A 14384-nucleotide genomic window follows, 5' to 3' on the forward strand; every position below is an offset into this window, starting at 1 on the left:
CGGTGACCGGAAGCATGTACTTCCACGCCAACTCGACCGCGTCGGACTCGCTGGCGGTCGGCGCCGATTCGGTGGCGATCGGCCCGCGCACGACCGTCAATGGCGACAACGGCATCGGCATGGGCAACGGCGCCATCGTCCAGCAGACGGCGCCAGGCGGCATCGCGATCGGCCAGACCTCGACTGTCAATGCGGCAGACAGCATCGCGCTAGGCACGAACTCGACCGCCAACGGCGCCCAGTCAATGGCGCTCGGTGCCGGCGCCACGGCCAACGAGCCGGGCAGCGTCGCTCTCGGCGCCGGCTCGACGACGGCGGCTGCCGTCGCCACCACCGGCACGACGATCAACGGCGTCGCCTACACCTTCGCCGGAACCAATCCGACGAGCACGGTGAGCGTCGGCAGCGTCGGCAACGAACGCACCGTAACCAATGTGGCCGCGGGCAGGATCAGCGACACTTCCACCGATGCCATCAATGGCAGCCAGCTCTACGCGACCAATCAGGCTGTCGAAGCGGTGCAGGGGAGCGTCGGCAACCTGAATGAGTTCGCCGTTCAATATGACAAGAACCCGGACGGCACCAAGTCGAACTCGCTGACGCTCGTCGGCGGTGACGTGAATGCGCCCGTTGTCATCCACAATGTCGGCGCCGGCACTGCTGACACCGATGCAGTCAACGTGCTGCAGCTCAACAACGGGCTGGCGACAACGTTCGACAACTCCAAGACCTACACCAATCAGGTGGCGGCCACCACGCTGCAGCAGGCCAATGCCTATACCGACTCCAAGCTCAGCCAGCTCAACATGGACATGGGCGAGGCGCGCGGCGAGGCGCGGCAGGCCGCCGCGATCGGCCTGGCAGCCGCCTCGCTGCGCTACGACGACCGCCCCGGCAAGCTGAGCGTCGCGGCCGGCGGCGGCTATTGGCGCGGCGAGGGGGCGGTCGCGTTCGGCGCCGGTTACACCAGCGAGGACGGCCGAGCCCGGGCGAACCTCTCCGGCACGACGGCGGGCGGGCACTGGGGTGTCGGCGCGGGCGTCAGCTTTACACTGAACTGAGTCTGCTGATGACCAGGCAAACAGTCCTTGCCGTAATATCGATGGTTTGCCTCCTTCTGTCCGGCCCGCACGCGGCCGGGCAAGGGGCGGCCCCTGCCTACAGGATAAAACCTTCCGACGTCGCGGTACCTCCGGACGTGAAGCTTGGCGAATATCAACGCATCACGCGTCCGTTCGAGAACTGGACGCTGATCTGCGACGAGAACCTGCAGGCCAGGAAGAAAGTATGCAACATCAGCCAGTCCTTCATCGACCAGGGCCAGGCAATAATCTTCAGCTGGTCGCTTGCGGCCGACGAGAAGGGCAAGCCGTTCATGATATTGCGCGCGCCCAGCGCGGCAGGGGCAGGCAGCAAGCTTTCGCTCAGATTTGCCGGCCGCAAACAGCCGGTCGACGTTCAAATGCAAGGCTGCGACGCGTCGGTTTGCGTCGGTTACCTACCCGTCGGCCCGGTGCTTCGCGAGCAGATCGGCAAGGAGACGATGGTCCAGGTTTCCTATTCCCTGCCGTCGGGAGCGACCGTCAGCCTCGATGCCCCGTTCAAGGGGCTCAAGACCGCGCTGTCGGCCATCAACTAGAAAGACTTTGAGATGACACGCCAATCCATCGAGGACAGAATCCTGACGCACTCCCAGCCGGTCGCGCTGCCGGAGCCGCCGGCAAATGCGCCGCCACAGCGTTCGCCAGGCTGGCGCCTGGTGCGAAACACGGCGCTGCTCGGCGCGTTCGCGGTCTTGGTCGCGTCGGCGGTGATCCTGTCGCTCCGTCTCTATCCCGCGCTCGGCACATTCGTCGCCGGCACGGCTTCCGCGCAAGCACAGGCGCCTGTGCAGGGCGAGCCGGCGCAAGCCGCGCCTGTGCCGGCGGATATCGCGGCGAACAAGAATCCGTTTCAGGCGCATGTCGCTCAGGCGGGCGTGCGCACCTGCGCCAATCTCTTTACCACGCTCGGACAGGCGCTGACGGCAGGATCGACCTATGCGGTGCAGACACAGTGGGACAAAACTTCGCCGGATGCCCATGCGGTGCAGGCCGTGGCCGGGATGAGCTACGATCTGCCGGACTACAAGACGCAGGCCGCGGGCGTCGTCTTTGCTTCGCCCGTCGGCCAGACCTGCGAGGGCGGCTTCGTGCGCGTGGCGCCGTTCCAGCGCTCTTGCCAGGAAGTTGCCGGAACGCTCCCGAAAGGCAGCCTGCTGGCGGACAATCTTTCGAACACGATGCTTTTCAACCTGGCCAACAATGGCGGCCAGGCGCTGCTGGTCCCCACCGGCAATACCTGTGTCGTCGTCTCGGTCGCCCGCATGGGCGGCTAGCGGCCAACCGTGATGGTCGATTCCTGGAGAGCTGCAATTGGGAGCTACGAAAATGCTGATCAACCGTCGCCTCTCATTACCGCTGCTGGCGGCTTTTGTCGGACTGACAATGGCGAGCCAGGCCGCTGACCTGGTGGCGCCGCCGCCGGCGCAGACCGGCGAGGAGAGGGGAATCTGGGGCGCGATCGCCTACTCGCCGGGCGACGGCAGGCACGGCTTCTTCTGGGGCGCCGACAAGCGGCAGGAAGCCGAAGACATCGCGCTCAAGCACTGCGAGAATGCGGACGGCGCGGGCTGCAGGGTGGTCGAGGTGTTTCGCAACCATCGCCATTGGGACGATGATGACGGCACCGGCTTTCCCTATGAGCATTGCGCGGCGCTTTCAGTCGGCAAGAGCCGTGGCCCGGCGACCCGGTTCTGGGGTGTCGCGTCCGCCACGACGCGTCGCGAAGCCGAGGACAAGGCCAAGGCCGAATGCGGCGGTGAGGAGAAGCAGTGCAAGATCCGCGAATGGGTCTGCACCTGAGCGTCGACAACGCTGCAGCCTGCATTAGATGTTCTGCCGCGTGAAGCGGAAGGCAGCGGCCCGCTGCCTCAGATATTCTCCGGTGTGACTATTTCGAAAGGTATCGACCGCTGAAGGGTCGCGAATGGTGCTTGTGGTCCAATGACATCGATCATGGTCTGCACGAGAAGGGCGGAGGTCGCTTCAAGGGGGTGGCAGAGAGCTGCCGTGATCAATCCTTCGGACAATCCTTTGCGCGTCTCGGGCCCAATGTCGCGGCATACCACCTTGATCCCCGATCGCCTCTCGGAAGACACTTCCCTCAAGGCGCGAAGCACGCCTGTGATGCCGCCGCCGACAATTAGAATCCCCACCAGATCGTCCGTCGTCTTCAGCAACTCGGCCACCATGCGGTAGGCCTCGCTCGATTCCTCGTGAGTGGGGCGGCTCTCCTCCACTGTGAGCCGAGGCGCGTGCTCGCGCAGATAGGAGCGGAAGCTGGCGTCCGAGACATCCTGGCATTGGTAGCGATGATTGCCGATGAAAACAGCGATTCGACCAGCCCCTTGGGTCGTTTGCGTGATCAGGAATGCTGCGGTGCGCCCCAGCTTCCAGTTGTCGGTGCCTACATAGGCCGCCCTTTCCGGTGCGGATTGATCTGTGATGTAGGAGACAACCGGCTTACCCATCTCCTTCAGGGAACGGATGGCCTGGCCAATGATCGGGTGATCCGCCGCGACCACCGCCACAGCGTCGCATGCATCGCCAAGCGCGATGAGCCGGCTCGATATCGTCTCCGGCGTCAAAATATCCACGAAGTCGACGACAGGGTCGATGACCTCGTCCCGCCGCTCGCGGCAGGCGGCGACAATCTTCTTCCCAAATAGCTGGTAGAGGTCGCGGGTCGACTGCTGGAGCAGGAAACCCAGCCGGTAATGCGGCGAGATTTTTCGCGCCCGGTCATCGATCGCGCCGATGCCGTAAAAGCCAATTTCTTCCGCGGCGCTTTGCACGCGCTGGACTGTTTTCGGCCGCACGGCAACGGTGCCGCCCAGAATTCTGTTCACCGTCGCCACCGACACGCCTGCCGCGGTAGCAAGATCGTGGATTGTCGGCCGCTTCATGAACGCCCACCCTTCTCTGTATCATCATGATTGAAACTAAATGATACAAATGCAATTTTGATATTATTTCTGCCTTCTCCGAATATCAACCCTCCGATATGAATTGCGCCGAGTGAGGCCTCGATCGGATGTCGAGAGCCCACAGACCCCAGACCGATCCGGGCACGGAGGCGCTGTCACGATGGATGATCTTCAGTATGGAACGCGCGACAAGCGCGGTAACTGGGCACCACATCACCGTGCCGAGCCGGCGCCGATCTGGCACCGTCCGTTCAATGTGAAGAAGGTGGTAGCCTGGATTCCAGAATTCTTCTGGCCGTGGAACACCTTCCACCTCGCCACGTCGCTCATTTGGGTCAACCTGCTGATCCCGAGCTGGCAGAGTCTAGCGAGCCTCTCGCTGCTCAACTACCTTTGGCTGTACGGCCTCAACGCCGCCGGGATCTTTCTTTTCTACGGCTTCTTCGAGCTGCGCTACTACGTCCAGCGCAAGCAACAGAACCGCTTCAAGTACAATCCAAAGTTTCCCTCGGACGCGCCGTCCGACGTGTTCTGGTTTCAAAGCCAGAACGTCGACAATTTCACCCGCTCGTTTTTCGTCACCATACCGCTGTGGACAGTGGTCGAGATCGTGATGCTGTGGGTCTACGCGAACAGCTGGGCTGTCTGGCTGCCCTGGACGACGAACTGGCTATATCTGTCGTTCCTGGTGCTTATCGCGCCTGCGGTGCATGAGGTCTATTTCTTCTTCCTGCACCGGGCGATCCATTGGCCGCCGCTCTACAAATGGGTGCACTCGGTCCATCACAATTCGATCAATCCGAGCCCGTGGTCGTCGCTGTCGATGCATCCGGTCGAGGGCTTCCTCTATCATGCCGAAGCCTGGCTGCACCTGTTGATCCCGTCCAACCCGGTCTGCGCTTATTTCACGCTGCATGGAGCCGGTTTCGGCGCCGTCAACGGCCATCTCGGCTTCGAGACCTTCGAGATCACCGACAAGGTCAATCTCGATAGCCATTCCTACGTGCACTACCTGCACCACAAGTACTTCGAGGTGAATTACGGCGGCGACGGGCTGGTGCCACTCGATAAGCTGTTCGGCACCTGGCACGACGGCAGCAAGGATGCCGACGAGGTCATGAAGGCCCGCTTCCGCAAGAAAAAGGAAAAGGTGCGGAGCCGGCAGGAAGGCCGCGGCGATCCGGCATCCGGAATGCCTGCGGAATAACGAACCAGGCGCCGTTTCGGCTGGGTCCGTGAGGAGTGGGCCCGGAACAGGAAGACTTTTGTTGAAACCCTATGGGGTAATCTGGGAGGAATACCATGAAGCTTTTCAAGACACTCGTCTCGACGGCGATGCTGATCGGGTTCAGCACCGGCGCGACGCTCGCCGCCAACATCTTCGTCGTCGGCGGCAAGCCGGACGATCCGTTCTGGTCGATCGTCAAGCGCGGTGCCGAAGACGCCGGCAAGGTCGTCGAGGCTCAAGGCGGCAAGGTCACCTGGCTCGGACCGCAGAACTACGACAATCTGGGTGTGGACGCCGCAGAGCTGATCCGTCAGGCCATCGACCAGAAGGCCGATGCCATCGTCGGCCCGGACTGGGTGCCGGAAGCGATGGATCCTGCGTTCAAGGCGGTAAGGGACGCTGGCATTCCGCTGCTTATCTACAATGCCGGCGGGTTGAAGGCGGCCGATCGTCTCGGCGCCATGAACTATGTCGGCTCCGATGATTACAAGGGCGGCGTCGCGGCGGGCGAGTACCTTACCAAGGCCGGCAACAAGAAGGGCGTCTGCATCAACACGCTGCCGGGCGCCGCCAACATCGAGGCGTTTTGCGGTGGCTTCAAGGAGGGTATGAAGAACGGTGGTGGCGAAGCCGACGTGCTGCCATTGCCCGCCACATCCTTCGGCTCGGCAACCGCCGTAGCCCAGGCGGTGAAGGCCTATCTGTTGCAGCACCAGGACGTGAACGCTGTCTTTACGATCGGCAACGTCGACGCCAACTCGGCCATGAACGGCATCACCCAGGCCGGCAAGGTCGGAAAGGTGCACCTGTGCGGCATGAATTTTGACGAGACGATCCTGAACAACATCAAGGGTGGCCAGCAGGATTGCGCCATCGACCAGCAGGGTTACCTGCAGGGATATCTCGCCGTGGCGATCCTCAATGGTCACGTCAATTACGGCCTGTCGGTGCCCACCCGCGAGATCCTTACGGGACCAGGCATCATCGACAAGACGAACGTCGACGCCACCATCGCTGGCGTGAAAGCAGGGACACGATAATCCTCCCGCCTGGGCCGCCCGCGTTTTGCGGCGGGCGGCCCTTTTTCCCTTTCTCTGCGGCGGCACATTACGGCCAGCCGCGTGCTCGCGGATTACCCTAATGGCACATCCCGCCGCATCCACATCAACGCCTGCGCTCGAACGCTCGCGGTCCGGACTGGCGCTCGGCCGGTTGGCACGTCGACCGGAGTCGGGCTCGTTCCTTGGCATGGTCGCAGTCCTGCTTTTCTTCGGCCTATTCGGCGGCAGCAGTTTCATGTCGGCAGCCGGTGCGGCAAGCTGGCTGAACATCGCTTCCGAGATCGGGATCATTGCGCTGCCGATAGGGTTGCTGATGATCGCCGGGGAACTGGACATCTCGGTCGGCGCGGTGATCCCCGCGGCGTCGCTCACCGCTGCCATCGTCTCGGGTCACTACGGGCTGCCCGATTGGCTTGGCATAACGGCAGCGCTTGGCCTTGGCCTCGCTGTCGGCCTCGTCAACGGCCTGTTTGTGACGAGGACAACCATCCCGTCGCTTATCATCACTATCGGAACCATGTTCGGCACGATGGGTCTGACGCTGGGCCTCACCGTCAAGATCGCCGGCAGCACCGGCGTCTCGCTCGTGCCGGACCCGCTTACCAAGCAAATCTTGGGTGACTATCTCGGCGGCATGTTCCAGGTCACGATCCTGTGGTGGGTCGTGTTCGTGGTTGGCCTGTTCTGGCTGTTGCACATCTCGCCGATGGGCAATTGGATCTATGCGCTCGGCGGCGACAAGGAGAGTGCGCGCAACGTCGGCATCCCAACCAAGCGCCTGACGATCGGCCTCTTCATGCTGTCCGGCTTCAGCGCCGCGTTCGTCGGGGTCAGCGAGGTGATGGTCTACCAAAGCGCGCAGGTTCTGGCCGGCCAGTCCTTCATCTTCAATTCCATCATGTGCGTGGTCATCGGCGGCGTCTTGCTCACGGGCGGTTTCGGCTCGATCGTCGGCATCGTGTTCGGCACGCTCACCTTCTCGATCGTGAACCAGGGCATCTATTTCACCAGTCTCGATCCCAATGTCGGCAGCGTCATCATCGGTGCGCTTCTCCTGATTGCGGTGTTGACCAACGACACGTTCCGGCAGTTGGCGCTCAGCTATTCGTCGAAGAAGGGAGGACAGTCATGATGGACGCAATCAAATCATCACTGCGCCGTCCCGAAGCCGGATCGGTCCTCAGCCTCATTGGCGTGGTGCTGTTCTTCGTTCTGTTCGGCGGCGCCAATCTGGGCACGCTGGTTGGCGCGGCGAGCTGGGTCAATTTCGCGGCCAATCTCGGCATCGTCGCCATTCCCGTCGGCCTGCTGATGATCGCGGGCGAACTCGACATTTCCATCGGCGCCTTGATCCCCGCCGGTTCGATGACCACGGCAATCCTGACCGGCTACTACGGACTGCCCATAACGGTAGGGATCGCCGGCGCGCTGGCGGTCGGCGTGGCGGTTGGGCTGATCAACGGCCTGCTGACGATCCGCACCTCCGTGCCCTCGCTTATCATTACCCTGGCCACGCTGGTCGCCATGCAAGGGGTGGTGCTCAGCGGGTCGGTGCTTCTGACCGGCAACGCCAGCGTTGCGCTCACTGCGCCGGACTGGGCCAAATTCCTGTTCGGCCAACTGATCGGCGGCAGTCACCAGGTCATCATCGTCTGGTGGGTCGCCTTCGCCGCCATCATGGGTTTCGTTCTGCACAAGACCCGCTATGGCAATTGGCTTTTTGCAATGGGCGGCGACAAGGTCAGCGCCCGCAATGCCGGCATTCCGACGAACCGGATGACCATTGCGCTGTTTGTGTTGTCCGCGGTCAGCGCCACATTCGTTGGCATCTGCCAGGCGATCCTGTTCAACTCCGCCCAGGTCTCCGGCGGCATGAGCTTCATCTTCAACGCGATCGTGTCCGTGGTGGTGGGCGGTGTGCTGCTGACCGGCGGTTTCGGGTCGGTCGTTGGTATCTTCGTGGGAACCGTCACCTTCGCCATCGTCAGCCAGGGCATCTACTTCACCCAGATCGACCGAAACTGGTCGAACCTGATCATCGGCGCGATGCTCCTGCTGGCCGTGCTGATGAACCAGTCGTTCCGCGACCTGGCGCTGTACTTCAGACCGCGGCGCAAGCGAACCGCGCCGCGGGAGCCAGCCAACCCATGAGATGAGTTTGAGATCACTTCCCGCTTCGGTGAAGGCCACCCTGGCGCAGTCGAATTGCAGATGAAGAGATGACGCCATGAACGACAAACCTGCCATTCTCGAACTGAGGAACGTCAACAAGTCCTTTGGACCGATCGACGTGCTGCACGATATCTCGCTAAGGGTGCGCGCCGGCGAAGTGCTTTGCCTGCTCGGCGACAACGGCGCCGGCAAGTCTACCCTCATCAAGACCCTGGCCGGGGTCCACAAGCCAACCAGCGGCCAGATATTGATGGATGGTCAGCCCGTTACATTCACCGGCCCAAGCGATGCGCAGGGGCGCGGAATTGCCACCGTGCATCAGTTCGGCGGCACGTTTCCGCTGATGAGCATCGGGCGGTCTTTCTTCGTCGGCGTCGAGCCGACCAAGGGTTGGGGGCCGTTCAGGATCTACGACCGCAAGCGCGCCAACGAGATCGCGGTGAAAGCGGTCCGGGATTTCGGCATCACCCGCATCGACGACGGCGACCGGCTGGTGGGAGGCCTGTCGGGCGGCGAGCGCCAGTCGCTCGCGATTGCCCGCGCCGTGCATTTCGGAGCGCGCGTGCTGATCCTGGATGAGCCGACCGCGGCACTCGGCGTCAAACAGGCCTCGCATGTGCTGCGCATCGTCAACGAGGCCAAGAAGCGCGGCCTGGCGGTGGTCTTCATTACCCACCAGGTCATGCACGCCATGACCGTCGGCGACCATTTCGCGGTGCTGATCCGCGGCGCCATCGCCGCCGATTTCCGCAAGGGCGAAAAGTCACGCGAGGAGATTACGGATCTGATGGCAGGCGGCGAGACCATGGCCGACCTCGAAGCCCAGGTCGAAGGCTACATGGAAACCCATGCGGGCCATCCGCCGTCCCTGATCCCAGCCGCTCACTAGACTTTCCTTGGGAGGTTATCCAGTCCGCGCGTGGCTTCATCTCGCCGCTCACCGCGATCCGGTAAACCCGAAAAGCAAAACAGGACAGAAATGACAATTCGCATTGCAGTGATCGGCGCCGGCCTCATGGGCGCGGATCATGCCAGGATAGTCGCCGAGGAACTGCCAGGCGCAAGCCTCCAATTGGTTTGCGACATGGATGAGCAGCGCGCTCGTTCCGTCGCCGATGCATGCGGCGCCAACGACATTGCCACCGACCCCAAGGGCGCCATCGCGCGTCAGGATGTGGACGCCGTGATCATCGCCAGCCCCGATTTCACGCACGCGCCGCTGTCGATGGCCTGCATTGGCGCCGGCAAGCGGGTTCTATGCGAAAAGCCCCTTTCACAAGCCCCGGCCGACTGCATTGCGGTGATGGCAGCCGAACAGAAGGCCGGAGCGAAATTCGTCCAGCTCGGCTTCATGCGCCGGTACGACCGCTCCTACCAGGAGATGAAGCGGGCGCTGGAAGACGGCCGTCTCGGCCGGGCGTTGATGGTGCACAATTTCCACCGCAACGTCGAAACGCCGGCCGCCGATTTCACCGGCGCGATGGCCATCACCAATTCCGCCCCGCACGAATTCGACGTTGTGCGTTATGTGCTCGGCACTGAATACACCGCCATCTCCGCATTCCAGCCGAGACGCTCGGACGCGCGTGTTGCGCCCGTCGTCATGGTGTTGGAAACCGTGGATGGCCAGCTGGTCAACATCGAGATCAACAACAACGCCGCCTATGGCTATGACGTGCGTGCCGAACTGGTCGGCGAACGGGGCACTGTTGCGATCAACAATGTTGCCTATACCCGCACTGAGTCCGCGCTTACCCAAAGCACCACCTGCGACGCCGACTGGCGGACCCGGTACTACGATGCCTACCGCCGCCAGAACCGCGACTTCCTGCGCTTCGTCATGACTGGCGATTTTCCCGTGACAGCGTCGGATTGCTGGGACGGCTATTGCGCCGCCGTGGTTGCTGAAGCTGGCGTGGTGGCGCTGAAGGAAGGCCGTCGAACGCCTGTCCGGATGATTGCAAAGCCGGAGTTCTACGCGTGAAGCTCGGTTTCGTTTCAGACAGTCTCGGCAACCTGCCGTTCGAGGCGCTGCTCAATCATGTCCAGCGCATGGGCGTATCCGGTATCGAGGTGAACACGTGCGGCTGGTCGACCGCCCCCCATTTCCGGCTGTCGTCGATGCTGGGCAATAAGGAAGCACAGAGACGCTTTATGGGAGCGTTCGAGGAACGCGGGCTGGAGATCATCAGCCTGAATGCGAATGGCAATCCGCTGCATCCGACCGATCGGGCCCAGGGCGAGGGGCTGAGAGATACCATCCGCGTCGCCGGCGAGATGGGTATCCGCACCGTCTGCACCATGAGCGGTCTGCCGGCTGGTAGTGCCGGCGACAGCATGCCGAACTGGGTTGTCTCCTCCTGGCCGCCGGAAACGCAGACCATCCTCAAATATCAATGGGAAGAAAAGCTGATCCCGTTCTGGACCGAGATCGCTGCGCTGGCAAAGGCAAACGGGGTCGAGCGCATCGCGCTCGAGCTGCATGGAAATCAGTGCGTCTACAACGTGCCCTCGCTGTTGAAACTGCGACAAGCGGTCGGGCCGGTCGTGGGCGCCAATCTCGACCCCTCGCACCTGTTCTGGATGGGCGCCGATCCACTCGAGGCCGCCGAAGCGCTGGGCGAGGCCATCTATCACGTGCATGCCAAGGATACGATGCTGAACCGGCCCGTTCAGGCAACGACCTCGCTGCTCGAGAATGGCAGCCTGATGGACATCCCGGCCCGCTCCTGGAGCTATATCACGCTCGGCTTCGGTCATGGCGAGGAGTGGTGGCGGCGGTTCTGCTATCGGCTGAAGATGGCCGGCTATGATGGCTGGCTCTCCATCGAGCACGAGGACGTGCTTCTGAATTCGCTGGAGGGGCTCGAAAAGTCGGTCGCGCTGCTCCAGGGCGTGATGCCGTCGACTCCCGCAGACTTCAAACCGCAAGATATCTGAGGAGACGTATATGCCCTGGGTCGACGCTTGTGCCGCTGACGAAATTGAAGCCGAGGAAGCCAAGCGTTTCGAGAATGGCGGCCGCACCTTCGCGATCTTCCGTAACGACGCGGACGAATACTACTGTACGGACGGATTGTGCACACACGAGGCGATCCACCTTGCCGACGGTCTTGTCATGGGCAATACGGTGGAGTGTCCCAAGCACGCGTCCGTTTTCGACTTCACCACCGGCGAAGTCGAGACGCCACCGGCCTGCGAGAACCTCAGGACATACAAGACCAAGGTCGAGAACGGCCGCGTGCACATCGAGATTTGACATGTCCGACACCTTTATCCTCGCCGCCTGCGCCGAAATGCTGTGGCGCGACAGGCCGATGGAATTCCGCGTCAGGCGGTTGACCGAACTGGGCTTCCAGATCGGGCTGTGGAACTGGCCGGAGCATGATCTCGCCATGCTCGAAAAATCCGGCGCCACCTTCTCGATCATGAACGGCTATCTGCGCGGCCGGCTCGCCGACGATGAAGGCGCGGAAGAACTCCTGAAGACAGCTAAGGAGACGGCCGCCGTCGGCAAGCGCCTTGGCGTGGCGCGCCTCAACCTGCATGGCACCGGACTAGGCGAGGGTGGTCTGCCGGTCAGCCCGTGCGAGACGGTCACCGGCGCGATGTGGCTCAAGGCGCGCGATACGCTTAACCGCGTCGCCGATCTTGCCGAAGCGGAAGGCGTTACCTTCACGCTGGAGAACCTCAACCTGCCGGTCGATCATCCCGGCGTGCCCTTCGCGCGCGCCGAGGACACGCTGGCGCTGGTGTCGAGCGTCAACCGGCCGGGCCTGCGCCTCAACCTCGACCTCTACCACGCACAGATCGGCGAGGGGAATTTGATCGAGCTCTGCCGCGCCTGCCTGCCATGGATCGGCGAGGTCCAGGTGGCGGACGTGCCGGGGCGCATGGAGCCCGGCACCGGCGAGATCAACTATCGCGGCATCGCCGGCGCGCTGAAGGATATGGGCTATCGCGGGCCGGTCGGCATGGAAGCGTTCGCTTCCGGCGATCCCGAAGCGGCGCTCGAGGCCTTCCGCAACGCTTTCACTATCTGAGGGAACGAAAATGGTCACCAAGAACAACCGTCCGACCGTCGCCGACATCCGCGCCATGAAGGCGCGCGGACAAAAGATTTCGATGCTCTACGTCACCTCGCTCGAAGAGGCGGCGGCGGCGAACGCGGCCGGCGTCGACATGCTGTCGATCGAAGGACGCTTCTTCTCGCCTGAGATGCGCGAGGCCGCGGGCCGCTGCTTCGTCCAGGTCGGGCTTCCCTATGGCCCCGCCGGCGATCTGGTCTCGGCGCATGACTATCTCGGCGCCGCCTATCACTTTACGCGCATGGGCGGCGACTGCTTCTACTGCGCCGCCTCGCTCGATATCCAGAAAACGCTCTGCGACAACGCCGTGCCGATCATCGCCCATGTCGGCCTGATCCCCTCGCAATGCACCTGGACCGGCGGCTTCAAGGCCGTCGGCAGGACGGCCGAGAGTGCGCGCCGGGTGTGGGACCACGTGAAACGCCTCGAAGCCATCGGCTGCTTCGGCGCCGAATTGGAAGTGGTGCCGGACCGCATCGCCGAACTGATCACCAGGAACACGCCGATGATCATGCTCGGCATGGGCGCCGGCCCCCATGCCGACGCGCAATATCTTTTCAGTGAGGACGTGCTTGGCCACACCGCCGGGCACAAGCCGCGCCACGCCAAGACCTATCGCAACTTCGCCGCCGAATTCGAGCGGCTGCAGCGCGAGCGCATCGCCGCCTATCGCGAGTTCATCGCCGACGTGCGCACCGGCTCCTATCCCGAGCCGCAGCACGTCGTGCCGATCGCCGACGAGGAGCTTGCCGCTTTCAAGGCCGCGGTGGATCTCTAGCGTTGAAGTGCGATCAGCCGATCTCGATGTCCATTTTGGCGATCAACCGCTCGCGCGCCCTTCAGGCGGCGTCCCACTGGCCTCTAAGCGTGTCCGCATTGGCGAGGGTGAGCCCGCAGGCTTCGACTGATCGCTTGGTGGCCGCGACAAGGTCCTGATTTCCCGAAGCCGGTGTTCCATCGGGCAGGAAAAGATTGTTCTCGAACCCGACGCGCGCGTTCCCGCCAAGCAGCGCGGCTGCCGTCACGCACGCCGTCTCCTGGTTGCCGAAGGCGCAGACCATCCAATGGCTTGCAGCGGCAGTGCCCGGGGCCAAGAAAGGCAGCAGGTCGGCCGGGCGGGACGTCTGTCCAACCGCGTAGCGGCCGAGCACATAGAGAACCGGCAGATTGTCGAAGGGGATCAGGCCGCGGCCCGCGAGCATCGCGAGATAGGTTGCCTCCTCGGGAGTGTAGAGGATGATCTGCGGTGTGATCTTCTCCCTGCGCAGCGTTTCAAGGAATGCGGCGAAACCCGCTTCGTAAGTTTGGTCGGGCAACAACTCGCGCAGGGCCAGTGAAACCGCCTCGGGCCGCGCTTCCAGCACCACCCGCATCTGCTGTTCGGGCCGATAGATGCCCAGTGCCTCGCTGGTGATCTGGACGACGAGCCGTTCGTCGACACTGGCCCTGATCGCCGCGGTTGCGGTCCGGTAGGCTTCGGCGTCGAGCAGGTGATGTCCGTCGCGGTCGCGGACATGGACATGGATCATGGCGGCGCCCGAGTCGAGCGAAGCCGCGGCCACATGCGCCAACTCATCTGGTGTGATCGGCAAGGCGGGATGATCGGCCTTCGTGCGCCGGCCACCATTTGGCGCCACGGCGATCGCGACCGGATCGGGGCGGCTGGCAACCGGTTGCATGGAATTCCTTTCGGCCCGAATGGCTGCTTCATCTGTCGCATAAGCATGCGTTGTGCAACACATGCGACGTCATGGCCATCGACGCGATCGTCGAGGCCTCGTCGACCGTCCGCTGAACGTCGCCGGGCA

The 14384-nt window shown here is 63.0% G+C and carries 16 protein-coding genes; 14 read left to right on the top strand and 2 right to left on the bottom strand.

Annotation, left to right across the window (positions count from 1 at the left end; genetic code table 11):
* From FJ417_RS24980 to FJ417_RS24995, 4 genes are all read left to right on the top strand, one after another.
* On the top strand, positions 1–1061 hold a 1061-nt coding region (locus FJ417_RS24980), incomplete at its 5' end, for a YadA-like family protein (RefSeq protein WP_181183293.1).
* A gap of 8 nt (positions 1062–1069) precedes the next feature.
* Complete coding sequence (locus FJ417_RS24985; RefSeq protein ID WP_140785268.1) at positions 1070–1639, top strand: invasion associated locus B family protein; 570 nt, start codon at positions 1070–1072, stop codon at positions 1637–1639.
* Positions 1640–1651: 12 nt separating this feature from the next.
* The gene (locus tag FJ417_RS24990) at positions 1652–2377 is read left to right on the top strand and encodes a hypothetical protein (RefSeq protein ID WP_140785269.1); all 726 of its coding nucleotides are present in this window, start codon (positions 1652–1654) and stop codon (positions 2375–2377) included.
* A gap of 109 nt (positions 2378–2486) precedes the next feature.
* Positions 2487–2903 carry a DUF4189 domain-containing protein gene (locus FJ417_RS24995; protein WP_246687541.1) on the top strand — a complete coding sequence of 139 codons (417 nt, stop codon included), beginning with the start codon at positions 2487–2489 and terminating at the stop codon, positions 2901–2903.
* Between the two features lie 68 nt (positions 2904–2971).
* On the opposite strand, the gene FJ417_RS25000 is transcribed toward FJ417_RS24995, so the two are convergent.
* Positions 2972–4006, bottom strand: coding sequence for a LacI family DNA-binding transcriptional regulator (locus tag FJ417_RS25000; RefSeq protein WP_140785271.1), 1035 nt, complete (start codon positions 4004–4006; stop codon positions 2972–2974).
* A 181-nt stretch (positions 4007–4187) separates the two neighbouring features.
* On the opposite strand from FJ417_RS25000, the gene FJ417_RS25005 reads away from it, so the two are divergent.
* The 10 genes from FJ417_RS25005 (at position 4188) to FJ417_RS25050 (ending at position 13354) form a co-directional block, all read left to right on the top strand.
* Positions 4188–5234, top strand: a complete 1047-nt coding sequence (locus tag FJ417_RS25005; RefSeq protein ID WP_140785272.1) for a sterol desaturase family protein — start codon at positions 4188–4190, stop codon at positions 5232–5234.
* 128 nt (positions 5235–5362) lie between these two features.
* Positions 5363–6295 carry a sugar ABC transporter substrate-binding protein gene (locus FJ417_RS25010; protein ID WP_140643663.1) on the top strand — a complete coding sequence of 311 codons (933 nt, stop codon included), beginning with the start codon at positions 5363–5365 and terminating at the stop codon, positions 6293–6295.
* A 208-nt stretch (positions 6296–6503) separates the two neighbouring features.
* On the top strand, positions 6504–7448 hold the full coding sequence (locus tag FJ417_RS25015; RefSeq protein WP_246683221.1) for an ABC transporter permease: 945 nt from the start codon (positions 6504–6506) through the stop codon (positions 7446–7448).
* Complete coding sequence (locus FJ417_RS25020) at positions 7448–8467, top strand: ABC transporter permease (RefSeq protein WP_140785313.1); 1020 nt, start codon at positions 7448–7450, stop codon at positions 8465–8467. Before FJ417_RS25015 ends, FJ417_RS25020 begins: the two co-directional genes overlap by 1 nt.
* 76 nt (positions 8468–8543) lie before the next feature.
* Positions 8544–9377: an ATP-binding cassette domain-containing protein gene (locus tag FJ417_RS25025; protein WP_140658831.1), complete on the top strand. Its 834-nt coding sequence runs from the start codon at positions 8544–8546 to the stop codon at positions 9375–9377.
* Positions 9378–9467: 90 nt separating this feature from the next.
* Positions 9468–10472, top strand: coding sequence for a Gfo/Idh/MocA family oxidoreductase (locus FJ417_RS25030; protein ID WP_140785314.1), 1005 nt, complete (start codon positions 9468–9470; stop codon positions 10470–10472).
* Positions 10469–11428, top strand: coding sequence for a sugar phosphate isomerase/epimerase (locus tag FJ417_RS25035; protein WP_140785274.1), 960 nt, complete (start codon positions 10469–10471; stop codon positions 11426–11428). The genes FJ417_RS25030 and FJ417_RS25035 overlap by 4 nt, the downstream gene beginning before the upstream one ends.
* 10 nt (positions 11429–11438) lie before the next feature.
* Positions 11439–11747 (top strand): MocE family 2Fe-2S type ferredoxin, encoded by a 309-nt coding sequence (locus FJ417_RS25040; RefSeq protein WP_140785275.1) that lies wholly within the window; start codon positions 11439–11441, stop codon positions 11745–11747.
* 1 nt (position 11748) lies between these two features.
* A complete protein-coding gene (locus FJ417_RS25045; protein WP_140785276.1) occupies positions 11749–12531 on the top strand; it encodes a hydroxypyruvate isomerase family protein in 783 nt (260 codons plus the stop codon).
* A gap of 10 nt (positions 12532–12541) precedes the next feature.
* Complete coding sequence (locus tag FJ417_RS25050; protein ID WP_140785277.1) at positions 12542–13354, top strand: 3-methyl-2-oxobutanoate hydroxymethyltransferase; 813 nt, start codon at positions 12542–12544, stop codon at positions 13352–13354.
* A gap of 61 nt (positions 13355–13415) precedes the next feature.
* Here FJ417_RS25050 and FJ417_RS25055 read toward each other — a convergent pair whose 3' ends face one another.
* Positions 13416–14255: a 3-keto-5-aminohexanoate cleavage protein gene (locus FJ417_RS25055; protein ID WP_140702878.1), complete on the bottom strand. Its 840-nt coding sequence runs from the start codon at positions 14253–14255 to the stop codon at positions 13416–13418.
* Between the last annotated feature and the right edge of the window lie 129 nt (positions 14256–14384).

This window comes from Mesorhizobium sp. B3-1-7 (genome assembly GCF_006439385.1).
In the GTDB taxonomy this organism is placed as follows: Bacteria; Pseudomonadota; Alphaproteobacteria; order Rhizobiales; family Rhizobiaceae; genus Mesorhizobium.